Annotated in this window: 24 protein-coding genes; 6 read left to right on the top strand and 18 right to left on the bottom strand. The window is 60.6% G+C overall.

Going from position 1 to position 26,739, the window contains the following annotated elements; all coding sequences use genetic code 11:
* Nucleotide 1: 1 nt before the first annotated feature.
* From rnhA to ABQX22_RS19835, 3 genes are all read left to right on the top strand, one after another.
* Nucleotides 2-454, top strand: coding sequence for a ribonuclease HI (gene rnhA, locus ABQX22_RS19845; RefSeq protein ID WP_331188517.1), 453 nt, complete (start codon nt 2-4; stop codon nt 452-454).
* Nucleotides 455-636: 182 nt separating this feature from the next.
* Entirely contained in the window at nt 637-1,401 is a 765-nt protein-coding gene (dnaQ, locus tag ABQX22_RS19840) for a DNA polymerase III subunit epsilon (RefSeq protein WP_349801556.1), read from the top strand.
* Between the two features lie 65 nt (nt 1,402-1,466).
* Complete coding sequence (locus tag ABQX22_RS19835) at nt 1,467-2,048, top strand: GNAT family N-acetyltransferase (protein WP_349801555.1); 582 nt, start codon at nt 1,467-1,469, stop codon at nt 2,046-2,048.
* 81 nt (nt 2,049-2,129) lie between these two features.
* Here the strand turns inward: ABQX22_RS19835 and ABQX22_RS19830 are convergent, their stop codons facing one another.
* On the bottom strand, nt 2,130-2,339 hold the full coding sequence (locus ABQX22_RS19830) for a hypothetical protein (protein WP_349801554.1): 210 nt from the start codon (nt 2,337-2,339) through the stop codon (nt 2,130-2,132).
* Between the two features lie 316 nt (nt 2,340-2,655).
* Here ABQX22_RS19830 and ABQX22_RS19825 point away from each other — a divergent pair, with 316 nt between their 5' ends.
* Nucleotides 2,656-3,219 carry an NADPH-dependent FMN reductase gene (locus ABQX22_RS19825; RefSeq protein ID WP_349801553.1) on the top strand — a complete coding sequence of 188 codons (564 nt, stop codon included), beginning with the start codon at nt 2,656-2,658 and terminating at the stop codon, nt 3,217-3,219.
* Nucleotides 3,220-3,373: 154 nt separating this feature from the next.
* On the opposite strand, the gene ABQX22_RS19820 is transcribed toward ABQX22_RS19825, so the two are convergent.
* The 13 genes from ABQX22_RS19820 to ccoN form a co-directional block, all read right to left on the bottom strand.
* On the bottom strand, nt 3,374-3,922 hold the full coding sequence (locus ABQX22_RS19820; protein WP_349801552.1) for an adenine phosphoribosyltransferase: 549 nt from the start codon (nt 3,920-3,922) through the stop codon (nt 3,374-3,376).
* A gap of 66 nt (nt 3,923-3,988) precedes the next feature.
* Nucleotides 3,989-4,723 carry a fumarate/nitrate reduction transcriptional regulator Fnr gene (gene fnr / locus ABQX22_RS19815; protein WP_349801551.1) on the bottom strand — a complete coding sequence of 245 codons (735 nt, stop codon included), beginning with the start codon at nt 4,721-4,723 and terminating at the stop codon, nt 3,989-3,991.
* A 119-nt stretch (nt 4,724-4,842) separates the two neighbouring features.
* Nucleotides 4,843-6,225, bottom strand: coding sequence for an oxygen-independent coproporphyrinogen III oxidase (hemN, locus tag ABQX22_RS19810; RefSeq protein ID WP_349801550.1), 1,383 nt, complete (start codon nt 6,223-6,225; stop codon nt 4,843-4,845).
* Between the two features lie 72 nt (nt 6,226-6,297).
* A complete protein-coding gene (locus tag ABQX22_RS19805) occupies nt 6,298-6,981 on the bottom strand; it encodes a sulfite exporter TauE/SafE family protein (protein ID WP_349801549.1) in 684 nt (227 codons plus the stop codon).
* Between the two features lie 104 nt (nt 6,982-7,085).
* Nucleotides 7,086-7,307 carry a cbb3-type cytochrome oxidase assembly protein CcoS gene (gene ccoS / locus ABQX22_RS19800; protein WP_349801548.1) on the bottom strand — a complete coding sequence of 74 codons (222 nt, stop codon included), beginning with the start codon at nt 7,305-7,307 and terminating at the stop codon, nt 7,086-7,088.
* A 25-nt stretch (nt 7,308-7,332) separates the two neighbouring features.
* The gene (locus ABQX22_RS19795) at nt 7,333-9,795 is read right to left on the bottom strand and encodes a heavy metal translocating P-type ATPase (protein WP_349801547.1); all 2,463 of its coding nucleotides are present in this window, start codon (nt 9,793-9,795) and stop codon (nt 7,333-7,335) included.
* A gap of 11 nt (nt 9,796-9,806) precedes the next feature.
* Nucleotides 9,807-10,346, bottom strand: coding sequence for a FixH family protein (locus ABQX22_RS19790; protein ID WP_349801546.1), 540 nt, complete (start codon nt 10,344-10,346; stop codon nt 9,807-9,809).
* A 12-nt stretch (nt 10,347-10,358) separates the two neighbouring features.
* The gene (gene ccoG, locus ABQX22_RS19785; protein ID WP_349801545.1) at nt 10,359-11,774 is read right to left on the bottom strand and encodes a cytochrome c oxidase accessory protein CcoG; all 1,416 of its coding nucleotides are present in this window, start codon (nt 11,772-11,774) and stop codon (nt 10,359-10,361) included.
* Between the two features lie 290 nt (nt 11,775-12,064).
* Nucleotides 12,065-12,223, bottom strand: a complete 159-nt coding sequence (locus ABQX22_RS19780; RefSeq protein WP_349801544.1) for a hypothetical protein — start codon at nt 12,221-12,223, stop codon at nt 12,065-12,067.
* 155 nt (nt 12,224-12,378) lie between these two features.
* A complete protein-coding gene (ccoP, locus tag ABQX22_RS19775) occupies nt 12,379-13,359 on the bottom strand; it encodes a cytochrome-c oxidase, cbb3-type subunit III (protein WP_349801543.1) in 981 nt (326 codons plus the stop codon).
* Complete coding sequence (locus tag ABQX22_RS19770) at nt 13,356-13,547, bottom strand: cbb3-type cytochrome oxidase subunit 3 (protein WP_349801542.1); 192 nt, start codon at nt 13,545-13,547, stop codon at nt 13,356-13,358. The genes ccoP and ABQX22_RS19770 overlap by 4 nt, the downstream gene beginning before the upstream one ends.
* A 5-nt stretch (nt 13,548-13,552) precedes the next feature.
* Nucleotides 13,553-14,164 (bottom strand): cytochrome-c oxidase, cbb3-type subunit II, encoded by a 612-nt coding sequence (gene ccoO, locus ABQX22_RS19765; RefSeq protein ID WP_441005313.1) that lies wholly within the window; start codon nt 14,162-14,164, stop codon nt 13,553-13,555.
* On the bottom strand, nt 14,164-15,606 hold the full coding sequence (ccoN, locus tag ABQX22_RS19760) for a cytochrome-c oxidase, cbb3-type subunit I (RefSeq protein ID WP_349801541.1): 1,443 nt from the start codon (nt 15,604-15,606) through the stop codon (nt 14,164-14,166). The genes ccoO and ccoN overlap by 1 nt, the downstream gene beginning before the upstream one ends.
* Before the next feature lie 784 nt (nt 15,607-16,390).
* Here ccoN and ABQX22_RS19755 point away from each other — a divergent pair.
* Complete coding sequence (locus ABQX22_RS19755; protein WP_349801540.1) at nt 16,391-17,080, top strand: alpha/beta family hydrolase; 690 nt, start codon at nt 16,391-16,393, stop codon at nt 17,078-17,080.
* 47 nt (nt 17,081-17,127) lie between these two features.
* Here the strand turns inward: ABQX22_RS19755 and ABQX22_RS19750 are convergent, their stop codons facing one another.
* The 4 genes from ABQX22_RS19750 to ABQX22_RS19735 form a co-directional block, all read right to left on the bottom strand.
* Entirely contained in the window at nt 17,128-20,079 is a 2,952-nt protein-coding gene (locus ABQX22_RS19750) for a hypothetical protein (protein WP_349801539.1), read from the bottom strand.
* A gap of 57 nt (nt 20,080-20,136) precedes the next feature.
* On the bottom strand, nt 20,137-21,996 hold the full coding sequence (locus ABQX22_RS19745; protein WP_349801538.1) for a hypothetical protein: 1,860 nt from the start codon (nt 21,994-21,996) through the stop codon (nt 20,137-20,139).
* Between the two features lie 255 nt (nt 21,997-22,251).
* Complete coding sequence (locus ABQX22_RS19740) at nt 22,252-24,132, bottom strand: hypothetical protein (RefSeq protein WP_349801537.1); 1,881 nt, start codon at nt 24,130-24,132, stop codon at nt 22,252-22,254.
* A 299-nt stretch (nt 24,133-24,431) separates the two neighbouring features.
* On the bottom strand, nt 24,432-25,091 hold the full coding sequence (locus tag ABQX22_RS19735; protein ID WP_349801536.1) for a hypothetical protein: 660 nt from the start codon (nt 25,089-25,091) through the stop codon (nt 24,432-24,434).
* On the opposite strand from ABQX22_RS19735, the gene ABQX22_RS19730 reads away from it, so the two are divergent.
* On the top strand, nt 25,081-26,736 hold the full coding sequence (locus tag ABQX22_RS19730; RefSeq protein WP_349801535.1) for an autotransporter outer membrane beta-barrel domain-containing protein: 1,656 nt from the start codon (nt 25,081-25,083) through the stop codon (nt 26,734-26,736). The two genes, ABQX22_RS19735 and ABQX22_RS19730, sit on opposite strands and share 11 nt — an antisense overlap.
* The last annotated feature ends 3 nt before the right edge of the window (nt 26,737-26,739 follow it).

Raw genomic sequence — 26,739 nt, 5'->3', positions numbered from 1 at the left:
CATGAGTGAAACCGTTGAACTCTTCTCCGACGGCGCCTGTAAAGGCAACCCCGGCCCGGGCGGCTGGGGCGCGTTGCTGGTGTGCAAGGGCGTGGAGAAAGAACTGTGGGGCGGCGAAGCCAACACCACCAACAACCGCATGGAATTGACCGGCGCCATCCGTGGCCTCGAAGAGCTCAAGCGTTCGTGTGAAGTGACGCTGGTCACCGACTCCCAATACGTCATGAAGGGCATCACCGAATGGATGCCCAACTGGAAAAAGCGCGGCTGGAAAACAGCGGCCAAGGAACCGGTGAAAAACGCCGATCTGTGGCAATTGCTGGATGAACAGGTCAACCGCCACAAAGTGACCTGGCAATGGGTCCGCGGCCACATCGGCCACCCCGGCAACGAACGGGCCGACCAACTGGCCAATCGCGGGGTCGACGAAGTGCGCGGGATCAAGCGCGGTTGATAGCCCGACGTCGACGCCGCACTGTCTCGAAATACCCGGGTGTGTGGGAGGGAGCTTGCTCGCGATTCAATATCCGGCACGATATGCGTTGGGTGTAGCCGCTTTCGCGAGCAAGCTCCCTCCCACAGGAACCAGCCCGTTTGGCATGCTAAGATTCGCGCCTGGCGCTGAGGCGGTAAGCAATGACTGTACAAAACACCCTTGAACGAAAAATAGTCCTCGATACCGAGACCACCGGCATGCCCGTGACCGATGGTCATCGGGTGATCGAGATCGGTTGCGTTGAGGTCATCGGCCGTCGCCTGACCGGGCGGCATTTCCATGTGTACCTGCAACCGGACCGTGGCAGTGACGAGGGCGCGATTGGCGTCCACGGCATCACTGACGAATTCCTGATCGGCAAACCGCGCTTCGCCGAAGTCGCCGACGAGTTCTACGAGTTCGTCAAAGGCGCACAGCTGATCATCCACAACGCCGCGTTCGACGTGGGCTTCATCAATAACGAATTTGCGTTGATCGGTCAGACCGATCGCGCCGACGTCACCACCTACTGCACCGTGCTCGACACCCTGGCCATGGCCCGGGAGCGGCATCCGGGGCAGCGCAACAGCCTCGATGCCCTGTGCAAGCGCTACGGCGTCGACAACTCCAACCGGGAGCTGCACGGCGCACTGCTCGACTCCGAGATTCTGGCAGACGTTTATCTAGCGATGACCGGCGGCCAGACGACCTTGTCGCTGGCGGGCAATAACGACGGGGAAGGTGGTGCCGATCGGCCGAGCGAGATTCGGCGCGTGGCCAACCGCACCCCCGGGCCGATCATCCACGCGTCCGACAGCGAACTGGCCGAGCACCAGGCACGCCTGGCGATCATCGCCAAGTCCGCCGGTGCGCCGTCGCTGTGGGTGCAGTTGCTCGAAGCCCGGGAACAAGCCTCTGTGGCGTGAAGGCGAATGCACTCGGGGGCGATCCTTGAGTGCGTGCCTCTCTTGATCGGCGGTGCAGGCCTGACATGACTGACTCTCCCTCGACATCCTCCGCCTTGAGCATTCGCGTCGCTGACGAACGCTTCGAGGACTACATCCTCAACAGCGAATTCACCTTCACCGTGTCCGGTTATGCCCGGGTCCAGATCGGCAAGCCGGTGGATCAGTGGCGCATCGACCCGGTCGAGCCGTACGTGAAAAACTACGGGATCGATTCAGAGGAGTTCTGCGACTACCGCGACCGCGCTGACAGCACCGTGCTGGTGGCCTGGCTCGGCGAGCAGGCGGTGGGGCACATTGTCCTGAGCACGTACTGGAATGGATTTGCGCACATCGACGAGTTGGCGGTGGACGCCACGTTCAGACGCACCGGCGTGGCCCGCTCGCTGCTGGACGTCGCGCAGTTCTGGAGCCATAAACATCACCTTCCCGGCATCATGCTGGAAACCCAGAACAACAACCTGGCGGCCTGTCGGCTGTATGAAAACTACGGGTTCATCGTCGGAGGCGTCGATCACTTGCTGTATCGAGCGATCGATCCGACGAGCGCAGAAGTGGCGATATTCTGGTATCTGGTGTTTGAGGACGATCGGGCAGACGATCTGTAGGAGCGCGCTTGCCCGCGATGACGGTGGGGCGGTCGAGAAATGCTTTCGCGGGCAAGCGCGCTCCTACAGCGCAATGCTGACTCAGGAAACTCGCGTGATCTTGATCCCGGACTGGAGCAGTTCGAAATCATCGCCACCCAGGTGGTTGACGCGGTCGCCAATGGCCAGTCGATAGGTGGATTTTGGCTCCGTGCCAGCCTCGACAGGCTGTGATTCACGGAACTCATGCACAGGGTAGACGCGACCTTCTGCGTCTCTGGCATGAAATTGTCCAACTAGAACTGAAGCCATTTGCTTTGTAACCTCTGGAAATAATTACGCGTTTCGCCCGCATCGTACCACTGCACGCTGACAATCCGTGGCCGCTTGTAAGGTAAGTCGCAAAGATATGTAGCTCGTTTCGCGATTATGCCTTCAGACCGTTGTTTTGAAGGGTAGTTTTCCGTGGGGGAAAATATAGTCGCCACTGACCGCATGCCGCCGCACGCAGGGGGGTTGGGCGAAAAATATCGGGCAATTCGATCATGATGACGCACATTCTGACCGGAACACTTTCAGCGTTTGATCTATAACTGTCAGCTCACTCATCACCCAAAAAGGCATGTTCATGAGCCAGGTTCATACGATCGCAGTCATCGTCGGCAGTCTGAGAAAGGATTCCATCAACCGCAAGGTCGCCCGCGCCATGGCTGAATTGGCCCCCAGCAGCCTGAAGCTCAAGATCGTCGAAATCGGCGATCTGCCGCTCTACAACGAAGACATCGATCAAGACACGCCTCCCGAATCCTACGCCCGCTTTCGTCAGGAACTGCAGGGCGCGGATGGCTTTCTGTTCGTCACCCCCGAATACAATCGTTCCGTACCCGGCGCGCTGAAAAACGCCATCGACGTCGGCTCGCGTCCCTACGGCAAAAGCGCTTGGGGCAGCGCCAAGCCTGCAGCGGTCGTCAGTGTTTCGCCGGGCGCCATCGGTGGTTTCGGGGCCAACCAGCACTTGCGTCAGTCGTTCGTGTTTTTGAACGTGCTGTGCATGCAGCAGCCTGAGGCGTATCTGGGCAATGCCGGTACGTTCTTCGACGAGCAAGGCAAACTGAACGAAAAGACCCGGCCGTTTCTGCAAGGCATCATCGACGCGTTCGCCGGGCATGTTGAGCGCACGTTGAAGGGTTGATTCGGCATGCCTGCTCATGGCTGATCTGTGGGAGGGAGCTTGCTCGCGAAATCGATGTTGGGCCGAGGCGATTTTTCCGGCCTCGCGGACGTCTCGCGAGCAAGCTCCCTCCCACAATGGTTGGTTCATTCAGGTGGGGAGGCGCAAGGGTTTATTACTGATCGGTCAACGCAAACTGCGTCAGGCAGAACGTGGGGATCGACAGGGCTTCCAGTCGTTGCGAGCCGCCCAGCTCTGGCAGATCAATGATGGCCGCGGCCTCATGGACCTTGGCGCCCATGCGGCGGATCAGGTTGGCGGCGGCGATCAGGGTGCCACCGGTGGCGATCAGGTCATCGAACATCACCACCGAATCGCCATCGCACAAGCTGTCGGCGTGCACCTCCAGATACGCTTCGCCGTACTCGGTTTTGTACGCCTCGGCCAGCACGTCAGCCGGCAGCTTGCCTTGCTTGCGGAACAGCACCAACGGTTTGTTGAGTTCGTAGGCGATGATCGAACCGATCAGGAATCCCCTCGCGTCCATGGCGCCGACGTGGGTGAAATCCGACTCGATGTAGCGCTGCACAAAGCTGTCCATCACCAGTCGCAGGGCTTTTGGCGACTGGAACAGCGGGGTGATGTCGCGAAAAATGACGCCCGGCTTGGGGAAGTCGATCACCGGGCGGATCAGGGATTTGATGCTGAATTCATCGAAAATCATCGAGGGGATCCTGGGCAGGAAAGCCAAACAAAGGCGCTAGTCTAAGCCTGCCCGACGTCCCACGCATCAGCTTTCCAGAGAACCACCTGCCAATGCGCACAGCTGGATCGGGTCGATGATGCGGATTTCCTTGCCCTCGGCGGCGATCAGTTCGTTCTGCTGAAACCGGGTAAACACCCGTGACACCGTTTCCACCGCCAGGCCCAGGTAGTTGCCGATCTCGTTGCGCGACATGCTCAGGCGAAACTGGTTGGCGGAAAACCCCCGAGCCCGGAACCGCGCCGACAGATTGACCAGAAACGTGGCAATGCGCTCATCGGCGGTCTTCTTCGACAGCAGCAGCATCATTTGCTGGTCATCGCGGATTTCCCGGCTCATCACCCGCATCAGTTGACGTCGCAATTGCGGCAGCTGCACGGACAATTCGTCCAGACGTTCGAAAGGGATTTCGCACACCGACGTAGTCTCCATCGCCACCGCTGACACCGGATAGGCCTCGGCGTCCATGCCGGACAGGCCGACCAGCTCGCTGGGCAGGTGAAAGCCGGTGAGCTGTTCCTGGCCGCCATCGCTGAGGCTGAAGGTTTTCAGGGCGCCGGAGCGCACGGCGTAGACCGAGTCGAATCGGTCACCCTGGCGGAACAGGAAGTCGCCTTTTTTCAACGGACGGCCGCGCTTGACGATATCGTCCAGGGCATCCATGTCTTCCAGGTTCAGTGAAAGGGGAAGGCACAACGGGGCCAGGCTGCAATCCTTGCAATGGGCCTGGGTATGAGCGCGCAGTTTCACTGGCTCAGGCATCGAGAATTCCTTGTAAGAAAACACACATAAGTCGTAAGGGTAACGCACTGTTCCTACAGTCGAACAGCATGCGCCTTCCATGGCGCTGTCGTAAGTCCTGCTGTTAGTAGCGCCGTCTCCTAGATCACTCGGGAAAATAGCTGACGATGGCTGACGTTCAGGTAGGCATCGAACACCCCGCAGATCGCGCGTATCAACAACCGGCCCGCCGGGGTGACCTGGATCCCGCGCGCATCGATATTCAATAAGCCGTCTTCGGCCATGTTCAATAGCCGAGGCCACACGTCAGCGAAATAATCCTGAACGACGATGGAGAACGAGCGTTCCACCGTCGCGAAATCCAGGCTGAAGTGGCAAATCAATTGGCCGATGATTGCCCGCCGCAGCCGGTCATCGACATTGCAGCGCAGGCCTCGCTTGGTGGCCAGTTGGTTGCTGGCGAGCTGGCTCTGGTAATCGTTCAGGTCATTGCTGTTCTGCGTGTAGAGGTCGCCGATCTGACTGATGGCCGACACGCCAAGGCCGATCAGGTCGCAATGGCCGTGGGTGGTGTAGCCCTGAAAATTGCGGTGCAGGGAGGCTTCTTCCTGAGCAATCGCCAGGTCATCGTCGGGCAAGGCGAAATGGTCCATGCCGATGTAGCGATAGCCTGCGCCGGTCAGTTGCTCGATGGAGCGCTGGAGCATCCGCAGCTTGTCTTCGGGCGTGGGCAGGTCGGCGCCGTCGATGCGCCGTTGGGGCATGAAGCGCTCCGGCAGGTGCGCGTAATTGAACACCGACAGGCGATCCGGCTGCAGCTCGATGATGTCGTCGACCGTGCGAGCGAAGCCTTCCGGCGTCTGCCGGGGCAGGCCGTAGATCAGGTCGATGTTCACCGAGCGAAATTGCAACGTGCGCGCGGCATCGATGATGGCCTGGGTCTGGTGCCGACTCTGCAACCGGTTGACCGCCCGTTGCACTTCCGGGTCCAGGTCCTGCACGCCGAGGCTGACGCGGTTGAAGCCCAGTTCGCGCAGCAGGCCCATGGTTGACCAATCGGCTTCCCGCGGGTCGATCTCGATGCTGTAGTCGCCGGTGTCATCGTCCAGCAGGGTGAAATGCCGGCGCAGGTGGGCCATCAACTGGCGCAGTTCGGCATGGCTGAGGAAGGTCGGCGTGCCGCCCCCGAAATGCAGCTGCTCGACGACCTGGCCCGGGTCCACGTGACAGGCCAGCAGCTCGATCTCCTGCTGCAAGCGCTGCAAGTAAAGCTGCGCGCGGCCACGGTCCTTGGTGATGACCTTGTTACAGGCGCAGTAGTAGCAGATGTTGGCGCAGAACGGGATGTGCACGTACAGCGACAACGGGCGTTTGGCGATGCGGCTGGTGCGCAGCGCGTGCAGCAGGTCAAACGCGCCGATCTGCGTGTGAAACTGGATGGCGGTGGGGTAGGAGGTGTAACGCGGCCCCGACAGATCGTAGCGGTCGATGAGGTCGGAATCCCAGCGAAGGTCGTCGAGCATGGGAGCGTTCCCGGAAAGGCTGGCAGTGGCGGTCAGTCTAGGGCGTCCGCGATGCCGGGCTATTGATCTGGATCAATGCCCCATCAGCCAGTGCGGATGAGGCAACGGCAGGGTCCACAGGCCGAACACGATCACCAACAGGCCGCCTGCCACCCGAATGCCACGCTGGCGCAGCAGCGCCGTGGTGCGCTCCGCCGCCAGGCCCGTCGCCAGCAAGACCGGCCAGGTGCCCACCCCGAACGCGATCATCAGCAGCGCGCTGTACAGCGCATTGCCCTGGCTCGCCGACCAGAGCAGCGTGCTGTAAACCAGCCCGCACGGCAGCCAGCCCCACATCCCGCCCAGCAACAGGGCGCGGGGCACGCTGGAGACCGGCAGCAGTTTGCTGGCGACCGGTTGAATGTGCCGCCACAGGCCGCGGCCCAGGCTTTCGATGCGGGTCAGGCCGCTCCACCACCCGGCCAGGTACAGGCCCATGGTGATCAGCAGCAGCGCCGCGACCACGCGCAGGATCATGGCGCCGGGGCTGTTGGCCACCGCCCAGCCGGCCAGTCCGATCAGCAGGCCAGCGCAGGCATAACTGAGGATGCGCCCCAGGTTGTACGCCAGCATCAAGCGCAACCGGCGGCTGCGTTGTTCCTTGGGAATCGCCAGGGTCAGCGCGCCCATCAGGCCGCCGCACATGCCCAGGCAATGGCCGCCGCCGAGCAGGCCGAGGATCAGGGCTGAGGCGAGCTGGGGGAGCAGGTCAGACATATGTGCCGCCCGTGCCGACGCCATCGCGGGCAAGCGCGCTCCTGCAGTGAAGTGGGATCCTTTGTAGGAGCGCGTTTGCCCGCGATGGCCTTACTACCGATAACTCATTCATGAGATCGCTGCTTGTCCACGGCGGGCAGCGGTGTTTTACCGGACGCTTCGTCCACGCCAGCCTGGTGATTGGGGTCCTGATCGTCGAACAGAATGCTGTGGGCCGGGCTGTCCAGGTCGTCGTACTGGCCGCTGTCCACGGCCCAGAAGAAGATATAAATCGCGGCCGCCACGATCAGCAGCGCGGCGGGGATCATGATGTAGAGCGCGGGCATAACCCCTCCGAAATCCTGTGCATGCTCAGGTGGCCAGCGTCTGGATGTGACGGCCCGACAGCTTATCGGCTACAGGGCGTGAGAGCCCCTTCACCCGCGTCAAACGCAGCGCATTGAGCACCACCGTCAGCGAACTGATGGACATCCCGACTGCCGCCCACAGAGGCGTGACCCAGCCGAGCGCCGCAAACGGCAACATCAGGCCATTATAGAACCCGGCCCACAGCAGATTCTCGACGATGATCCGGCGGGTTCTTCGGGCGAGACTGAAGGCCTCCACCAGTGCCTGCAAGCGATTGGAAAGCAGCACCGCGTCGGCGCTGGTCTTGGCCAGATCGTTGGCCGAACCCATGGCCACGCTGATGTCGGCGGCCGCGAGCACGGGTACGTCGTTGACCCCGTCGCCGAGCATCAGCACCTTGCGCCCGGTGGCCTGCAGTTGACGCAGCACCGCCAGCTTGTCATCCGGCAGCAACCCGCCGCGCACGTCATCGATACCCAATTGCGCGCCCACGCTGGCCACCATCGGCGAGCTGTCGCCCGAGAGCAGCAGCACGTTCCAGCCGCGGGCTTTGCAGGCCTGCACCAGTGCAGCGGCATCGTCACGCAGGCGATCGTCCAGCACCAGCCACCCCAGCGGCTGGGTTTCGTCGCCCAGCAGCAACCATTGCCCGGGCTCATCCGGCATGGGCGCAACCGGGCAACCGCTGAGCTGGCAGACGAACGCAGGCTGGCCGATGCGCAGTCGGCGGCCCGCCACCACGCCTTCCAGCCCAAGGCCGGGGGTGCTGACGACGTCGTGAGCGGCGACCGGCGCACGGCCGAAGGCGCGGGCAATGGCGTGTTCGGAACGGTTTTCCAAGGCGGCCGCCAGCGCGAGGCAGTCGTCGCTGTTCACGTTCGCCAGCGGCCTGATGGCGCGCAGGGTCAGGCGGCCTTCGGTCAGCGTGCCGGTCTTGTCGAAGATCACCGTGTCGATCTGATTCAGCCCTTCGAGCACATGGCCCCGGGTCAACAGCAGCCCCAGCCTGTGCAGCGTGCCGGTGGCGGCGGTGAGGGCAGTCGGTGTGGCCAGCGACAAGGCACAAGGGCAGGTCGCCACCAACATCGCCAGCACCACCCAGAATGCGCGGGACGAATCTATCTGCCACCACAACACGCCGATCACCGCGGCAAAGAGCAGCGACACCAGCAGAAACCACTGCGCCGCTCGGTCGGCCAGTTGGGCGAGCCTTGGTTTCTCCGATTGCGCGCGTTCCAGCAGGCGGACGATGGCCGACAATCGCGTGTCGTGGCCCAGCGCGGTAACCCGCACCGTCAGGGCACTGTCGACGTTCAGCGTGCCGGCGGTAACGGCATCCCCCACCCGGCGCGGGCGCGGCAGGTACTCGCCGGTCAGCAGGGATTCATCGACGCTGGAGTGACCATCGATGATCTCGCCATCGGCGGGCAACACGGCGCCGGCCTGCACCAGCACCTGGTCGTCGAGCCGGAGTTGCGCCAGCAGGATCCGTTCGCTCTGGCCGTGCGTGTCCAGCCGCAGGCACGACGCCGGCAGCAGATTGACCAGATGGGCGGTGGCGGCCAGGGTGCGTTCCCGGGCGCGGCGCTCCAGGTATCGGCCGGTCAGCAGGAACAGGGCAAACATCCCGACAGCGTCGAAATACAGCTCGCCGACGCCGCTGATGGCAGTCCAGATGCCAGCCAGGTACGCGGCACCGATGGCCAGCGACACCGAGACGTCCATGGTCAGGTGACGGGTGCGCAGGTCGCGCAGGGCGCCTTTGAAAAACGGGGCACAGCTGTAGAACACGATGGGGGTGGTCAGAAACATCGCCACCCAACGCAGGATGGTGTGCATCTGCGGGCTGAGGTCGATGCTGAATTCGGGCCAGGTGGCCATGGTCGCCATCATCGCCTGGAACCACAGCAACCCGGCCACGCCCAGTTGACGCAATGCCCGGCGGTTATCGGCGGCCAGCTGTTCCGCAGCTTTGTCGGGCTGGTAGGGATGGGCGGCGTAACCGATGGCGCGCAGCTCGCCAAGCAAGGTGCTCAGCGGCAGGTCAGCGTCGACCCAGCGTACGTGCAGACGATGATTGGACAGGTTCAGCCGCGCTTGATCGACCCCCGGCATCGCCCGCAAATGACGCTCGATCAACCAGCCGCAGGCCGCGCAACTGATGCCTTCCATCATCAGCGTGGTCTCGGCAAACGCGTGGTCGTGGCGCACGAACGGGGCTTGCACGTCGGCGCGATCGTAGAGCTGCAATTCGTCGGCGAGCTGTGCCGGCAGTGTCTCGGGATTGGCCGAGGTTTCGCTGCGGTGCCGGTAGTAACCGTCCAGCCCACCCGCAACGATGGCCTGCGCCACCGCCTGGCAACCGGGGCAGCACAGCTCGCGGCGTTCGCCGAGGATGCTCGCCGTGAACCGGCTGCCGGGCGGGACGGGCAGGGCGCAGTGGTAGCAGGGGGTGGGTTGGGTCATGGGCCGTCCACTCACCGCTTCACATCTTCCGCGCCCTGCAGCGGTTCGTCACCCAGCATCAGGTCCTGGTCGTGGCTGACTACTTCCTCCTCGAACATCCGCCAGGTCTGGCCGTTCTCGACCCCCAACAGTTCGACGAAGCGACGACCTTGCACCTTGTCATTCAACTGGCCGACATAGCGACCGGATGGCGAACCGCTGAGGCTGAGCAGGACCTTGCGATCCTTCCCGGGCTGGGTGGGTGATATCAGGTTCAGCTCAAGGGTCGGCGGCTGGCTGTTGCCGGTCAGGCGCACATCGGCTTCGCCGGTCACGTCGTCCAGGTGCACCGTCGCACGCAACGTGAGGGTCTGCGCCAGCAGCTCGCGGTCCAGGGCGCGGTTGATGCCCTTGCCGGCTTCGTAATAGTTGTCGTTGACCAGGTTGTCCGGGTTATTCACCGCGATGGTCACCATCGTCAGGGTCAACGTGACCGAGCAGGCAAGAATGCCGACGATGATCCACGGCCACAGATGCCGGTACCATGGGCTTGAAGCGGTTGCTGCGGGCATGGCGAAGTTCTCTCAGCGTACTTGCGGGCCAATGAATCGGCTCTTGGCCTGTATTTCTGTGCCGCTGTCGTCGGCGTCTCTCAGGATGAACGTCACCTCATTGGCGCTGGACGGCAGCCGCTCCGGCGCCGCCGACAGCTCCACCGGCTGCGTGAGGATGTCCCCGGCGGCCACCTTGATCTCACGCCGGCCTTGCAGCCTGAGGTCCGGCAACCCGGTTGCTTCAAGCAGGTAGGTGTGGTCGATCTGGTCCTTGTTCATGATTTTCAGGCTGTAGACGTTTTCGATGCGGCCTTCGGCGTTCTCGCGGTACAGCACGCGGTCTTTGCTGACGTCGAAACCCACCAGCGAGCGCATGAAAAACGCCCCCACCAGAAACCCGATCATTGCCAGCAGCACCACGGCATAGCCAATCAGGCGCGGACGCAGTGTGTGGGTCACCTGCCCGGACAGGTTGTGCTCGGTGGTGTAGCTGATGAGCCCGCGCGGGTAGGCCATTTTGTCCATGATGGTGTCGCAGGCGTCGATGCAGGCCGCGCAGCCGATGCACTCGATTTGCAGGCCGTCGCGGATGTCGATGCCGGTGGGGCAGACTTGTACGCACATAGTGCAATCGATGCAATCGCCTAGCCCGTGGGCCTTGTAGTCCAGTTCTTTTTTGCGCGGCCCGCGTTTCTCGCCACGGCGTGGGTCGTAGGACACGATCAGCGTGTCCTTGTCGAACATCACACTTTGAAAACGCGCGTACGGGCACATGTAAATGCACACCTGCTCGCGCAGCCAGCCCGCGTTGCCGTAGGTCGCGAGGGTGAAAAAGCCGACCCAGAAATACGACCAGCCATCGGCCTGCCCGGTGAAGAATTCGATGACCAGCTCGCGAATGGGGGAGAAGTAGCCTACAAAGGTCAGGCCGGTGACGAACCCGATGAGCAGCCACAGGCCGTGCTTGGCCAGCTTGCGCGTGAACTTGCCGGCCGTCATGGGGGCTTTGTCGAGCTTCATCCGCTGGTTGCGGTCGCCTTCGGTGACCTTTTCGCACCACATGAAAACCCACGTCCACACGCTCTGCGGGCAGGTGTAACCACACCAGACACGCCCGGCATACACGGTGATAAAGAACAGCCCGAAGGCGCTGACGATCAGAATGCCCGACAGCAGAATGAAATCCTGGGGCCAGAACGTGGCGCCGAAAATATAGAACTTGCGCTCCGGCAGGTTCCACCAGACTGCCTGATGCCCGCGCCAGTCCAGCCAGACCGTGCCGAAATACAGCGCAAACAACAACGCGCCGCCGCCCATGCGCAGGTTGCGAAAAAGACCGGTGAACGCCCGGGTGTAGATCTTTTCCCGAGAGGCGTAGAGGTCGACCGTGTCACCGTCTTTCTTCGCCGGCGGCGTGACGTTGTGTACCGGAATCTGGTTGCTCATCGGTGCATCCCACGGCGGTGGAAAAGTGCCCCGGCCAGTGCGTGCCGGTCGGGGTCATTGAGTCGCTCTGATGCCGAAAATGTTACTGTTTTGACGTTAGTCGATAGAGACGGACACTTGCCTGACTCCATGCCGATTCTGCCCAGAGAACCACAGGCTCTGCGGCCACCCCGACTTCACGCGGAGCGTTGGGGGTAGGGGCGCCTGGGTTTTAGCATGGGCTAGCGCCACAGCTCAGGGCAGAGGGTTAGAATTGCGACTGGGTCTGGGCAAAACTCCAGTAGCCTGACTCAGGAAAAATCCTGTTGACGCCGTCTTGGGGCGCGCGTAACTCGATCAAGCTCCGAGTCAAGGTCGATATTCTCTCCATCTGGCATCGCGAGCAGCTCGGCGATGGTGTTGGCATCAATATTCTGGGGCGGCGTGGTTTTCTCTTTTTTTTCAGTCATATGACTCCCTGTGGATCATTGGACCGCTGGCTTGTTGTCATAGCGTGTCCGGGCTTTCTAGGAATGTCGATTGTACTGAGGCCTGTTGTTCAAGGTGTTTCAAGCTTACGTTCAACAGCTGATGTGTCGGCACTCATGGGACCTACCTTATCCAGTTACTGACTATCGTCTGTCGCCTTCTCCCCATGAGAAAGGCTGTACACATACGCCGCCAGCAAATGAACCTTGTCATTGCCCTGCAACTGTTCCTGCGCCGGCATCTGGCCCTGGCGGCCGTAGCGGATGGTCTGTTGCAGCTGGGCGAAGCTTGAGCCGTAGATGAAGGCGCCGGGGTGAGTCAGGTCGGGGGCGCCCATGGCAACGGTGCCTTTGCCCTCCGGCCCATGACAGGCGACGCAGTTGGCGGCGAAGATCTTCTGCCCGGCGGCCGGGTCGGCTTTCGCCTCCGCTGGCAGCTGGCGGCCGTCCAGCTGGGTCAGGACGAAGGCCGACACGTCGCGCACGCCTTGATCGCCAACGACGTCGCCCCAGGCGGGCATTACCGCATGGCGGCCGCCCATGATGGTGGTCTTGATGGTTTCCGGCTCGCCGCCCCAGCGCCAGTCGGCGTCGGTCAGATTGGGGAAGCCGTACGCGCCTTTGGCGTCGGAGCCGTGGCACACCGAGCAGTTGGAGGCAAACAGCCGGCCGCCCATTTTCAGCGCTTGCGGGTCCCGGGCGACGTCTTCGATGGGCATGGCAGCGAATTTGGCGAAAATCGGGCCGAAGCGGGCGTCCGAACGGGCCATTTCCTTTTCCCATTCATGCACGCCGGTCCAGCCTTGTTCGCCGTTGGAGAACTGCACCTGTTTGTCGTTATCGACGTAATCGTAGCCCGGCAGCAGCCCTTTCCAGTTGCCCAGGCCCGGGTACAACACCAGATAGCCCAGGGCGAAGACGATGGTGCCGACGAACAGCATGAACCACCATTTGGGCAGCGGGTTGTCGTACTCCTCGATGCCGTCGAACGAATGGCCGACCGTTTCATCGGTGGTGTCGGCACGCTGGCCCTTGCGAGTGGCAAACAACAACCAGCTCAGGCAGAAAATCGTGCCCAGGGTGAGGACGGTGACGTACAGGCTCCAGAACGTGCTCATGGCTTGTTGCTCCTGGCCGCCTTTGCCTGCTCCAGTTGTTTGATGGCCTCGGGGTCATCGGCAAACGGCAACAGGGTCGCGTCGTCGAATTCAGCTTTGCGGCGCGGGCTGAAGACCCACAACGCCAGGCCGATGAATGCCACCATTACCACCAATGTGCCGAGCCCTCGAATGGTTCCGATATCCATCGCCATCACCGTTTGCTCCTGATGAGCGTGCCCAGGCCCTGCAGGTAGGCCACCAGCGCATCCATCTCGGTTTTGCCACTGACCGCCGCTGTCGCACCGGCGATGTCTTCATCGCTGTACGGCACGCCCAGGGCCCGCAGGACTTCCATTTTCTTCGGCGTTTCCTTGCCGTCGAGGCGGTTCTCCACCAGGAACGGATACGCCGGCATTTTTGATTCCGGTACCACGTTGCGCGGGTTGTACAGGTGCGCCCGGTGCCAGTCATCGGAGTAGCGGCCGCCGACCCGCGCCAGGTCCGGGCCGGTGCGTTTGGAGCCCCAGAGAAAGGGGTGATCCCAGACGCTTTCGCCCGCCACCGAGTAGTGCCCGTAGCGTTCGGTTTCAGCGCGGAACGGCCGGATCATCTGCGAATGGCAACTCACGCAGCCGTTGGCGATGAACACGTCGCGGCCTTCGAGCTCCAGCGCAGGGCGGGGCTTCATGCCCTCGACCGGCTTATTGGTCACGTCCTGGAAGAACAGCGGCACGATCTGCGTCAACCCGCCCACCGCCACCGCGATGACCATGAAGATCGACAGCAATCCGATGTTCTTCTCAAGGGTTTCGTGTCTGATCATCAGTGCGCCCCCACGACGGCGATCTGCGCGGCGGCTTCGGCTTCTTCAGGGTCGGAGGCGTGCACCGTCCGGAACACGTTGTAGGCCATGAACAGCATGCCGCTGGCAAAGAACGCCCCGCCCAGGGCGCGGACGATGTAACCCGGATGGCTGGCTTGCAGGGCTTCGACGAAGGAATAAGTGAGGGTGCCGTCGTCGTTGATCGCCCGCCACATCAGGCCCTGCGTGATGCCGTTGACCCACATCGAAGCGATGTACAGCACGGTGCCGATGGTCGCCAGCCAGAAGTGGGTGTTGATCAGGCCGATGCTGTGCATCTGCGGCCGGCCGAAGACTTTGGGGATCATGTGATACAGCGCACCGATGGAAATCATCGCCACCCAGCCCAATGCGCCGGCGTGGACGTGTCCGATGGTCCAGTCGGTGTAGTGGGAAAGGGAGTTGACGGTCTTGATCGCCATCATCGGCCCTTCGAACGTCGACATGCCGTAGAACGCCAGGGACACGACAAGGAAGCGCAGGATCGGGTCGGTGCGCAATTTATGCCATGCGCCGGAAAGCGTCATCATGCCGTTGATCATCCCGCCCCAGCTGGGTGCCAGCAGGACGATGGACATGGCCATGCCCAGCGACTGCGCCCAGTCCGGCAGCGCGGTGTAGTGCAGATGGTGCGGGCCGGCCCAGATGTACAGGGTGATCAGCGCCCAGAAATGGACGATGGACAGGCGATAGGAATAGATCGGGCGTTCGGCCTGTTTCGGCACGAAGTAATACATCATCCCGAGAAAGCCGGTGGTCAGGAAAAAACCCACCGCGTTGTGCCCGTACCACCACTGAATCATGGCGTCGGTGGCGCCCGAGTAGGCGGAATAGGATTTGAAGAAGCTGACCGGCAGCGAGATGTGGTTGACGATGTGCAGCATGGCTGTCACGACAATGAAGGCGCCGTAGAACCAGTTACCCACGTAGATGTGCTTGGTCTTGCGCTTGACGATGGTGCCGAAGAACACCGCCCCATAGGTGATCCACACCACTGCCAGCAGGATCGCGATCGGCCATTCCAGCTCGGCGTATTCCTTGGTGGTGGTGTAGCCCAGCGGCAGGGTGACGATGGCGGCGAGGATGACGGCTTGCCAGCCCCAGAAGTGGAAGGCGGCCATGCCGTCGGAAATGAGCCGCGTCTGGCAGGTGCGCTGCACCACGTAATAGGAGGTGGCGAACAGTGCGCAGCCGCCGAACGCGAAGATCACGAGGTTGGTGTGCAGCGGTCGCAACCGTCCGAATGTGGTCCACGGCAGACCGAAATTCAAATCAGGCCATACCAGTTGGCAGGCGATGAAGACGCCGAGCCCCATGCCCAGAATCCCCCAGACCACCGTCATGATGGCGAACTGGCGGACCACTTTATAGTTATAAGCAGTCGGACTGATTGCTGTGCTCATTTCTACGGTTCCACGGTTTGGCTATTTATTATGGGTAAACCACGGGATGCAGTACCCGTAAAGCGTAGACGCTTTGCAACGCAATGAGCGCTGGGCGACGTGTTGCCGACGGTGTGCATGTGCGCCCGGAAACAGTCCTGACGTCGCAATGCGTTCCAGTCAAGCAAGTGAATGGGGGCAAATTAAACCGGATTGTGGATACAAGATTCGCCTGATTCGGCTACATACCGGGTCTGTAAGCATCCAGACAAAGTCCCCAAATCACCAGCTCATCGCATCCGCAGGCACCCGCTGCCCGATCGGTGGCGGGGGCCAGCTTAGCGTTGAATGGCGGGCATGGGAAGTCATCTGCAGCTGACTGCGACACGAGGTCGCGCTGCACATCAACAGCGTTGTGCCCCATTGCGAGGCACAGTGTTCGATGGTTCCAGACGTGGCTGAAACGTTACTCCTCCCAGTTTCGTTGAGCGCTGGGAGGAGGTTTGTATTAGCGTTTGTATACAAAAGACGTTACGCATTGCACTTTATCACTGCCCAAAAAATCTGGCCTGAGCAGGCAAATGATCCTGGCGACCGTAACGAAGAGTCGGCGGCGGCGGAGCAAACGTCTTGAAAATGGAACCGCCCGGTTGCATGCGGGTTGGGGCGCCCATGGCTTCAGTGCTTTATCCGAAGTGCCAGGCCAGCGTACGCCGGTGCAGCTGAACCGAGGCTGTCGAGCCGCGCGCACGATGCGGCATACTCGCGCACAGGCGCATCCAACAGCATCAACAGCGAGGCATATGTGAGCAAAACGTTAGATACCAGCAGCGATACTGACCCATTGGCCGACCTGGCGACGCAACGCGGTTGGCTGTGGAACCCGCCCCGCAACGTCCGCGACGGCGCGCTGGCGACATTGATCCTTGCCCATGGCGCAGGCGCCCCCATGGACAGCGAGTTCATGAACGACATGGCCGGGCGCCTCGCCGAGCAGGGTGTGGGCGTCTTGCGGTTTGAATTCCCCCACATGGCTCAACGCCGGATCGACGGCCGCAAACGCCCGCCGAATCCGCAGCCCAAGCTACTGGAATGCTGGCGCGACGTGGTACACACGGTGCGGCCCACGCTGAAGGGTCGCCTGGCGATCGGCGGCAAATCCATGGGCGGACGGATGGCCAGTCTGGTGGCCGACGAGCTTCAGGCGCACACCTTGGTGTGCCTCGGCTACCCGTTCTACGCCGCGGCCAAGCCGGAGAAGCCCAGGGTGGCGCATCTGGCCGATTTGAAAACCCCGACCCTGATCGTCCAGGGCGAAAAGGACGCCTTGGGTAATCGGCAAGCGGTGGAAGGTTACGCGCTGTCCAGCGCAATCGATGTGTTGTGGCTGCCCACCGCCAATCATGATCTCAAGCCGCTGAAATCATCCGGGGTCACTTACGACAGCTGCCTGCAGGATGTCGCGCAGCAGATCGCCGCGCGTTTGTTGGCGTGACTGGAGAGTTGGCTCATGCGTGCGCCGAGCACGCATGAGCCGGTTGCCTAGCGAATCGCGACACCATTGCTGGCGTTGATGTGCAGCAACTTGAAGTTGCCGCCGGACACCATGTTTTTCACGTAGTACCACTTGGCGCCCAATAGATCCTTGGCCACCGTGGACGACCAATAGGTGCTGTTGCCCATGGGCCAGCGGCTGCCGTAGGCGTTATAGACCTCGACCAATTCGTGGATGCTCGGAACCCGTCCGCCGATCCGCGAAGCGGCATTGGCCATTTGCGTGTAATTGCCCTGGCCGACGCCATGACACTCCACCACGCCGTTGACCGTGACGCTGTAGCTTTTACTGTCACCCCCCGCATCGCTGGCCGTGATGGTCGCCACGCCATTGCTGCGCACCGAGGTCAGACCGTTCGCGTCTACCTGCGCCACTTTCGGGTCGCTGCTGCTGTAGGTATACGGCGGTCGTCCACCGCTGGCGACCCGCGTGACGGTGGTGCCGGTGGGGAAGGCGGGGAGCAAATCCGGGTGGGCGGGCAGGAGGTAGATTTTGCCGGGGAGGACCACTGGCGATGTATCAAACTCCAATGCCGATGTCACCGTCAGCGCCAGCTGCTCCGACTCACGCTCCACGCCGTCACGATTCACGCTGTACAGCACAGATGCCGTGCCGCCTTCGGTGGCGGTGATCAGCGCCTTGGGCAACGTAAACAGCAGCTGTGTTTCGCTCCCTGCCGTCTGCGATGGCAGGTCCTCGGACGACGCGCCGCTCCAGCGCACCACGATCGTGTCCCCGGCCTGCATGCCGCGATACCCGACCCGCACGATGGCGCCCGACTCTGGAATCAGTGATGGCCTCAGCACACCGTCGGCGCCCACCGTATCCATCGTCGGCGCCGGTAATTCCAGGGCTGCGCTTTGAATCTTCAACGCAAAGACCTCCGACTCCTGAACAGTGCCGCTGGCGCGAGTGACGCTGTACGAGACGTCCACGGTCTGCCCATCGTTGATGCTGACCAACGCGGCGGCGAAGACCACCTCCACGGGTTTGCCAGCTTGTTCGGCGCTGATGACGGTTTCGCGGGTATCACTGCCCTTGGGGCCGTTCCAGTGGGCGGTGATTTTTTCGCCTTCGCGCAGATCGGCGTCTGCGGCGATGATCAGCGTTGCGCCGTCAGGGGCCAATGCGGGATCGAGGCTTCCGGCAACGGCTTCTTTGATGGCGGGTGTCGGAAGGGTCGGGTAAACAATGTTGCCGACGGAGAAACTTAGTTGCTCAGACAAAAAACGTTGATTGCTCCTGGCCACCTCGTACCAGACATCCACGGTGCTGTTGGTATTCGCGTCGACGTAACCTTTGCCGACCCTGAAGATCACCTCTTTGCCGACGGTCCCGCCGTTGATAACGGTTGAATCGGTATACGTCCCGCTGGAGCCTTGTCCGTCCCAATGGAGCGTCACGGTGTCACCCAGTTGCAGGGCATCAGGTGCTACCCGGACGATGGCTTCCAGCACGATGAGTTCGGGGTCCAGCACTCCGTCACTCCCAACCCCGTCGACTGTCGGGGCGGGCAGTGCGACGCTGCTGTCGTCCCCGACCGGCAGTTGCAACACCGGAGATTTGAAGAACGCCCGGGCGAACGTCGTCACGGTGTAATAAACCTCGAGTGTGCCGCCCGCCAGCGCGCTGACTTTATTGTCCGGGATCAGGAAGTTGACGGGGTTGCCAATGTCACTGCTGTTGAGGTTTTTCAGTTCCTCATGCATGACATTGGCGCCGGTCGCGGATTTGCCCATCCAGACCATGTTCACGTCGTTACCGTCCGCCATGAAGTAATAAGGCGGCACTTCCACGAGCACGTTCGTGGCGGTGGGATCCAGCACGCCATTATTGTTTTCCGCGGCCCGAATCCGCGGCGCATCCAGCTCCATGGCGTTACCGATGACCTTCAACGGCAGGGTTTTGGAGCGCAGAAGGTCGCCGTTGGGTTTGCTCACGCTGTACTTGAGCCGGGCACGACCTTGGGCAATGGGCTGAAACTGCTCGTTAGGCACGAGAAAATCGACAAAGCTACCGACATTCTCAAGGGTGGTGGACGCGCTGTACGTCTCAAGATCCAGGCCTTCTGCCGTGCTGCGTTCAACCCGCAGCATGACCGTGTCGCCCACCTCGATTTCAGGTTGCGACAGCACCAGCACCTGGACCGCCGCGCCGGACAATGCATCCAGGTCCAGTTCCATGTTCGGGGCCTGGGGAACGACAGGCGCCGACAGCTTCGATTGCCCGGCTTCGACGTTGACGTAAGTGGCCAGCGACCAGCGCGACCAGTTGTTCACCACGTCGCGTACCTCGTAGCGCACCTCGATCATTTCCGAGTCGCCCGCCAGTTCGATGATTTCTTTCGGGACCGGTAGGGTCAGTGCTTGCCCGACTTCTTCAGGGAGTTTGATTTCCCTGCGCAGGAATTGGCCGTTCCAGGACAGCGTGACCGTGTCCCCGAGGCTCATGTTCAAGTAGGGCGCGATCTCGACGCTGACGCCGTCCGGCGAAGAGATGATCCCTTCTGGCGAAACACGAGGCAGAGCCAGTGCTTCGTTCTCCCACGGCGTGGCGGGATTGGTGTCGGTGCCTCCCGGCAGGCTGAGTTTGACCGGAACGACCGCCTGCAATGACGCATTCTGCAATCCGCCAATGGGCTCTGTGACGGTATAGAACAGGGTGATGTTTTCTGGCGTAATGAATGTTTGATCAAGGGGCAAGACGACAAAAGAGGGTGTTTCGGGTGTCAGGTCTTCCTGCCTTACTGTGTATTGGGTAACCAATGTGTCATTGCAATAAAGATCAATGAGGTCGCCCGCTGCAATGGTGACGTAGGGCCCGACTCTTACAAACAGTGGAACGTGAGGGTCCAATGTATCGGCGTATCCGATGCCGCTCGGGTCGTGCAGGTTTTGCATTGCAGGCGCAGGCAATAGCGCTCGATTTGTAGTTTCCATAATGAGATGTCCTTTTTTTGTTGGAAGCGGCGAGTCCTGAGACTCGCCTTGTATCAATCAGCAGCCTTCCCCAGGGATGGCCATGCGGATCAGTACCGGTGCTGTTCTGGAGTTCACCGGACCGTTAGGGCCTTCAACTTTGTAATAAGCCTCTGCACGGCCGGTGCAGATCAGGCGAAGTTGTTTATCCGTGATGCGGAAGTCGTAGCCCGAGACCATTTCGAACTCATCGAATACATGACTGTGCTCAACACTTGCACCCGGAACCGGTGTATTGCCGTTGGCGGCGTTGTAACCGTGGAACACCAGCGTGACGCGCGGATACTTTTCGATGTTCTCGTAAGGCGCGATATGAATCGGCGTACCGTCCGGGCTGAGAATCGGGCTGATGGCGTTGTTCTCGTTGGCGTTGGTGAAGATCGGCGCATCCAGGCCATCGACGCCCCCCGGCAGATCGCCTTTGGCACTCACCGCCACACCCTGTGCGGCAGAGCGGGAGGTGTTCGGGTTGCCGCTGTGGGTGACGGTGTAGAAGACCTTGATCTGGTCCCCCGAGCCTTCATTGATCATCAGTTGATTGGGAATGGTCAGGACCAGGTCGCTGTTCAGATCCGTCGACTTGATCGGAAACACCACCGGGGTTGCCTGCGATCCCCAGTACAGGCGGATGACGTCGCTGGTGACGAACTCATCCCTCCAGCCGATGATGGCTTTGGCCTCGAGGAGGAAGTCGTCTTCATCGATAACGTTGTCGTCGTTGTTGGGGTTACCGCTGGTGCCCTGGATGACCGGCAGCGCGAGGCTTTCGTTGTCCGGCGTCTCCGGGTCAGGATCCTGCGGGCCCGGCAGCTCAAGGTAGACGTCGACGTCCAGCGGCAGGGAGCTGCCGATCAACGTACCGCCGCGGCGCACTTCGTAGCGCAGCGTCACCGGCCCATCACCCGGCAGGGCAATGACCGGGTAACGCACGTTGATCCCGAAAATCGGGTTGTGCGTTTCGTCACCAGGCACCAGCGTGGCTTCCGGCATCGCCGTGTCGCCCCAGTACAGCATGACTTTGTCGCCGGGCTGCGCGTCCGGGTACTTGGGAATCTCCACCAGCACTGCAGCGCGGGCGTCGGCGTCGTCGATGACCGAATCGTCGGCTTGCGCACACAGCGGCGCCGGGAAGTCCCCAGGCACGGCGCGCAGGAACAGGCGGAAGCGTTTGGGCAGCGAGTGAATCGACTCATTGCCCGCGCGGTCCGTCACCACGTAATACACCGGATCGGTGACATCCCCCAGGCTTTCCAGAAAGGTCCGAGAGAACGACAGCATCACCCGGTTCATGCTCACTTCTTCCGGGATCACCGTATGCTCCGGCCCCGGCACCGAACCCCAGAACGAGCGGATCTGATCGCCCCAGGCGATGCCGGTATACCCCGGCACCTCAGCGACCAGGACGTTGCCCAGCGCTGTCAGCTCTTCGGAGGTGAGCATGCCGTCCTGCGTGACGGGTGGGAATACCAGCGCCGCGAGCAGGTCGCCACCGGGGGCGGTGTGGTCGATGATGATGGGGGTGGCTGGAGAGGGGTTTGCTACCCCACCCGAGGTGTCCCTTGCCAGGTACTGCGCATCGTGAGTGCCTTCGATCAACAGGGACGCAGGAACGTCCAGCGTCAACGGATCCCCTGGCAGGTCATCGTTGCCAATGATCTTGATTGGGTCGAGCGCGGTTCCATTCCAACTCAGCTGATAAGTATCGCCTGGCAGCGCTTCGTCCCAGACCGTCAGCGACATCGTGATGGGTTGCAGTAAGTCTTGCAGGGTCAACAGCCCATCAATGGGATCTGCCAGCGGAATAACCGGAATATTTAATGCATGTTTCTGCGAACGAACGCGGCTAATCAGTGAACGGTTTTTGCGTGAATTACACATGGTACTTCTCCATATTTTAAGCAGCCAGGGACGTCGTCCTTAAATGAATGGCCGCTGTATTGAACTTGCATGATGCACGCCAGTGTCGAGCGCAATTGTTGAATATTACGATCACTGACTTTCTTGATGAAAGCCTATTCTGTGATCGAGTTTTCAACTAATCGTACTGTCTGGTTCGTGTCAATGATTTGCGGTAAATAATTATTTTATTCGTGTTAGTTAGTTGGGTGAATCCTACATCAATTAAGAATTTTCCTACATTTGGCTCGTTTCTAACACGCATTGCGGTGCAGTTGGTCGGTAATCGACATAGGCATCTGCTTTTAATGAGTGCGCAACGCCATACGCGTTTTCGATGTTGTATCGGGCTTCGGCACGGCCAACCTGTATAGCGCTCAACAGTGCGGTCGGGATACTAAACATAATGCCCTGAAGTAAATCCGCCTCCGTTACCGTCTGTTGAAGTGCTGTTGCTGCGGCTTCGATGAGTTGTCCCCCTGCAAAGTCGTCGAAACCTGCGAATGAAATCCTGACCTGATCCCCCACCCGCATGTTTCTGTATGGCTTGATAATGAGCGAGGTGATGTCGGACTCAATGCTGGGCGTCAACGTATTGCTGTTATCCACCTCGGCAAATAGTGGAGCTGCAAGCACATCTTCTCCGCCTGGCAACTGCGCACGGCAGATCACTCGTACCGATTGGCTCGGTGAGTAAGCCGTGTTGGGGTTGCCGGGATGGGTCACGGTGTAGCGGACATTAATGGCCTTGCACACACCTTCATCGACGATCATGCGGTTTGGCACGCACATCACCACGTCCCGTGCAGCATCGAGGTCATTTTGATTGAGCACGTGAACGATGGGCACGGGGCAGGTGCCCCAGAACAGGTTGATCTGATCGCACGCTTTGAACGTCTCTTGCCAGGCAATCACCGCGTCGGCGTTGAGCAGGTAGTCGTCTTCATCCAGCAGGTTGTCTTCGCGATTGGGGTGGTCGCTTTTGCCTTTGATCACCGGGGTGGCGAGGGCTTCGTTAATCAACGTCTCGGGTGAAGCATCCTGGGGGCCGGGCAGGCGGATGTGCACCTTGACCTTTAGGTCCGGGGACGAGGCTTGCAACTGGCCGTCGCGGATCACTTGATAGTTGACCGTGAGGTCGCCGTCGCCGGCGCTGATCAGCGTGGCGTAGGGGACCGACACAATCATCATGGGCGTTTGCTGTGCTTGCTCGGCGGTCAGTGTGTACTCGCCCAAAACCTGATTTTCCCAGGACACCCTCACCGCATCGCCGGATTGAGCATGGGTATACGACGGAATCTGGACCTGCACGCCGCGCCGGGCGTCAGTATTGTCGATCAGCCCGTCCTGAGCCTGTGGCACCACGGGTGGCAACAGATCGCCCGGCTGGTTTTTGAGGTTCAGCTTGATCACGGCGGGTTGCGACACCACTGACACGTTCCCGGCGCGGTCGGTGACGGTGTAGGTGACCTTCACCTCACCGTCCGCCAACTGCTCAAGGAAGGTCTGATCGAAGCTCATGCTGATGTGGCCCGCAGGGAGTTCTTCGGCTTGCACCGTGTGCATTGGGCCTGGTTGCTCGTCCCAGTAGGTGCAGATCACATCGCCCCATTTGGCATCTAAATAGATGGGGAGTCTGGCGGTAAGCGTGCCGTCCATGTGGGCGATGGCTTGCTGACTCAGTGCATTGGCATGCTGAGGGAAGATCAAAGATTCCAAAAGAGGGCCGCCTGGGGCGGTGAGGTCGACGATGACAGGGGTGGCTGGCGAAAGGCTTCCTACGCCACCTATACTGTTCCCTGCCAAGTATTGCGCTTGGTGTATACCCTCTATTAATAGCGACGCGGGAATATCCAGAGTCAACGGACCACCCGGTATGCCATCGTTACCAATGATCTTGATGGGCTCGAGCGGGGTTCCGTTCCACATTAGCTGGTAAGTGTCGGGTGACAGTGCTTCGGCCCATGCTACCAAGTGCATTTTTAGCGGTTCGCCCAATCGTGAAACAGGCAACAGGCCGTCAATCGGGTCAGTCCCCGGAACTGTGGGCACCGCTAGTCCGATGCGCGGTTGCGGGCGATTTTCGGAGGTGTTTGAAGTTTTGTCGTCATGAGCCATGATAAGTGTCCTCGTAAAGTAACGGTTAGCAGACGCCCCGTGTTTCATCGGCATATCAAAATCCAATGAACTACGCGGTTTCCACCGTGATTTGGATGGGCGCTTCGCGCCCATCTGTCACCGAACTAATCGGGTAACTGTATCTCTGTCAAGTGTGCGGTAAATATTTATGGCGCATGAGACAGAGGCATTAGGCTTTTGCGGTTTTAATGTAGGAAAATTATTACCTAAAAACAGGAAAGCGCTTATTGCGTATGTCGCTGCTACACGCCCAGGTTAAAAAAAGACACTTCAAACTCTCATTGAATTAACGTGAATGGAGAGTCAAAGGTGAGCAGGCAGTACACACTGAAAAGCATAAGCACGCTAACCGCGCTGGGCATACTGTGCAGTATCACCTCGGTCGAACATGCGGTTGCAGAGGAAAAATCAAAATCTGGCACTCCGGAGCCTGTCATTGTAGAGCCAGGGGTCCCAACGAATGTGGATACATCAACGTGGCTTAAGTATGTACTACATCCCAACTCGGTACTGAACGTTAATGCAGCCTCGGTGAGAGCCATCGACGCCACTTTGGCGACGGTTAACATTAACGGTGGAGTGGTAGATGACGGCTTTATGCCGGTGCCAGTAGGCTCCGCAGCCCTTCTTCTGAACGGAAGCAGGTTGACCGCCAATAATGCTCGCATCATCAGCGCGAGTGGAATCGCTTTACGAGTATTGGGAATCGGCGGTGGCGGGACCGCCCTAGGATCAAATGCGACCATTATCAATAGCTTTATCTCCGGTGTAGGGTTCGGAGTGCAGGTGGGCGAAAGCACATTATCGTTGGCCCGTACTGAAGTCATCGGATCGCGCGGTTCCCAAGGCGATGGAACGGGCATTGACGCCAATGGGTCACGGATCACGATCAATGACAGCAGCTTGATCAAAGGCGATGACATTGGGATGAGGATCAAGGCAGCCTCCAGTTTGCCTGGGGAGGGCATCGTTCCAAACAACCCCAGCTACATTGATGTCGATCACTCCGTCATCCAGGGGCTCGCCGGTCCTGCCATCAAACTCGTCGGCTTGCGTGGCCAAGGCGCTATCGCCGACATCACCCTCAAAAACGACACATCGTTGCTCGCCGGCAACGGCAACCTGGTCGAGGTGTACGACAGCAGCAAGCTGGACCTCAAAGTGGATGACAGCCGCCTCACCGGCAATCTGTTCGCACAGGACGGGAGCACCCTGGATGTCGTGATGAGCAATGGCGCCGAGCTGACCGGCAACGTCTTCAATGTCAACACGATGGGGATCAATGCCGGTGCCCGGTGGCAGCTGATGGGCGACAGTGATGTGAACACCCTGACGCTGGAGCGAGGCCGGGTGAGTTTTGCGGGTGACGGATTTAATACCCTGTCGCTTAACGAACTGGCCGGCAATGGCACCTTCGACATGCGCATCAACCTGGACAACGGCACCGGCGACTTGTTGAACGTCAACGGTCAGGCATTCGGTCACCATCAACTCAACGTCCAGAACACCGGCACCGAAGCCGTCCCCGAGACGTTCGATGCCTTGCGCATCGTCCACACTGAAGGCGGTGACGCGGAGTTCGGGCTCGTGGGGGGCAAGGCTGACTTGGGCGTCTACTCCTACGGCCTGGAGCGTCAGGGTGATGACTGGTTCGTGGTCAGCGCCGGCAAGGTGATCAGCCCGTCCACTCAGTCGGCATTGGCGCTGTTCAACGCTGGCCCGACGATCTGGAACAGTGAGTTGACGACGTTGCGCAGTCGCATGGGCGAGATACGTGGGCAGGAGCAGGGCGGCGGCTGGATACGTGCTTATGGCAACCGCTTCAATGCGTCGCTGGATTCCGGTCTGGATTACCGGCAGAAGCAGCAGGGCATGTCGTTTGGCGCCGATGCGCCGGTGGCGGTGGGCGCGGGTCAGTTGTCGGTAGGTTTGATGGGCGGCTTCAGCAAGTCCGACCTGGACATGAGTCGTGGCACGTCGGGCGAAGTGAACAGCTACTACATCGGCGGCTACGGTACGTGGCTGTCGGATGAGGGTTATTACGTGGACGCCGCGTTGAAGCTCAACAAATTCCACAACGAATCCAAGGTGGCGATGAGTGACGGCGCCAGGGCCAAGGGTAATTACACCAATGGCGCTGTGGGCGGGACGCTGGAAGTCGGCAAGCACATCAAGCTGTCCGATGACTACTTCGTGGAACCTTACGCGCAACTGTCCAGCGTCTGGATTGCGGGTGACCGTTACACGCTGGATAACGGGCTGGAGGCGAAGACGGGTCGGACGCGCTCTGTACTGGGCAAGCTCGGCACCACGGCCGGTCGAAACTTCACCCTTGAAGATGGCAGCGTCCTGCAGCCTTACGTGCGGGTGGCCATGGCTCAGGAGTTCGCGCGCAGCAACGATGTCGAGGTCAACGAGACTCGCTTTGACAACAGTCTGTTCGGTTCGCGCACAGAACTGGGGGCGGGCGTTTCGGTGGCGCTGTCCAAGCGTCTTGAGTTGCACGCCGATTTTGATTACATGAAAGGCAAGCATGTCGAGCAGCCGTGGGGGGCAAACGTGGGGCTGAAAGTCGCGTTCTAACGT

The organism is Xanthomonas sp. WHRI 1810A (assembly GCF_040202885.1).
GTDB lineage: Bacteria > Pseudomonadota > Gammaproteobacteria > Pseudomonadales > Pseudomonadaceae > Aquipseudomonas.
The sequence above is the reverse complement of the archived record's forward strand: the minus strand, read 5'-3'. Positions and strand labels throughout refer to the sequence as shown.

What these genes read in the sequence shown, in the direction of transcription:
- rnhA (WP_331188517.1), top strand. Translation starts at nt 2, where the DNA reads ATGAGTGAAACCGTTGAACTCTTCTCCGACGGCGCCTGTAAAGGCAAC.
- dnaQ (WP_349801556.1), top strand. Translation starts at nt 637, where the DNA reads ATGACTGTACAAAACACCCTTGAACGAAAAATAGTCCTCGATACCGAG.
- ABQX22_RS19835 (WP_349801555.1), top strand. Translation starts at nt 1,467, where the DNA reads ATGACTGACTCTCCCTCGACATCCTCCGCCTTGAGCATTCGCGTCGCT.
- ABQX22_RS19830 (WP_349801554.1), bottom strand. Translation starts at nt 2,339, where the DNA reads ATGGCTTCAGTTCTAGTTGGACAATTTCATGCCAGAGACGCAGAAGGT.
- ABQX22_RS19825 (WP_349801553.1), top strand. Translation starts at nt 2,656, where the DNA reads ATGAGCCAGGTTCATACGATCGCAGTCATCGTCGGCAGTCTGAGAAAG.
- ABQX22_RS19820 (WP_349801552.1), bottom strand. Translation starts at nt 3,922, where the DNA reads ATGATTTTCGATGAATTCAGCATCAAATCCCTGATCCGCCCGGTGATC.
- fnr (WP_349801551.1), bottom strand. Translation starts at nt 4,723, where the DNA reads ATGCCTGAGCCAGTGAAACTGCGCGCTCATACCCAGGCCCATTGCAAG.
- hemN (WP_349801550.1), bottom strand. Translation starts at nt 6,225, where the DNA reads ATGCTCGACGACCTTCGCTGGGATTCCGACCTCATCGACCGCTACGAT.
- ABQX22_RS19805 (WP_349801549.1), bottom strand. Translation starts at nt 6,981, where the DNA reads ATGTCTGACCTGCTCCCCCAGCTCGCCTCAGCCCTGATCCTCGGCCTG.
- ccoS (WP_349801548.1), bottom strand. Translation starts at nt 7,307, where the DNA reads ATGCCCGCGCTCTACATCATGATCCCCGCCGCGCTGCTGATCGTGGCG.
- ABQX22_RS19795 (WP_349801547.1), bottom strand. Translation starts at nt 9,795, where the DNA reads ATGACCCAACCCACCCCCTGCTACCACTGCGCCCTGCCCGTCCCGCCC.
- ABQX22_RS19790 (WP_349801546.1), bottom strand. Translation starts at nt 10,346, where the DNA reads ATGCCCGCAGCAACCGCTTCAAGCCCATGGTACCGGCATCTGTGGCCG.
- ccoG (WP_349801545.1), bottom strand. Translation starts at nt 11,774, where the DNA reads ATGAGCAACCAGATTCCGGTACACAACGTCACGCCGCCGGCGAAGAAA.
- ABQX22_RS19780 (WP_349801544.1), bottom strand. Translation starts at nt 12,223, where the DNA reads ATGACTGAAAAAAAAGAGAAAACCACGCCGCCCCAGAATATTGATGCC.
- ccoP (WP_349801543.1), bottom strand. Translation starts at nt 13,359, where the DNA reads ATGAGCACGTTCTGGAGCCTGTACGTCACCGTCCTCACCCTGGGCACG.
- ABQX22_RS19770 (WP_349801542.1), bottom strand. Translation starts at nt 13,547, where the DNA reads ATGGATATCGGAACCATTCGAGGGCTCGGCACATTGGTGGTAATGGTG.
- ccoO (WP_441005313.1), bottom strand. Translation starts at nt 14,164, where the DNA reads ATGATCAGACACGAAACCCTTGAGAAGAACATCGGATTGCTGTCGATC.
- ccoN (WP_349801541.1), bottom strand. Translation starts at nt 15,606, where the DNA reads ATGAGCACAGCAATCAGTCCGACTGCTTATAACTATAAAGTGGTCCGC.
- ABQX22_RS19750 (WP_349801539.1), bottom strand. Translation starts at nt 20,079, where the DNA reads ATGGAAACTACAAATCGAGCGCTATTGCCTGCGCCTGCAATGCAAAAC.
- ABQX22_RS19745 (WP_349801538.1), bottom strand. Translation starts at nt 21,996, where the DNA reads ATGTGTAATTCACGCAAAAACCGTTCACTGATTAGCCGCGTTCGTTCG.
- ABQX22_RS19740 (WP_349801537.1), bottom strand. Translation starts at nt 24,132, where the DNA reads ATGGCTCATGACGACAAAACTTCAAACACCTCCGAAAATCGCCCGCAA.
- ABQX22_RS19730 (WP_349801535.1), top strand. Translation starts at nt 25,081, where the DNA reads ATGAGGATCAAGGCAGCCTCCAGTTTGCCTGGGGAGGGCATCGTTCCA.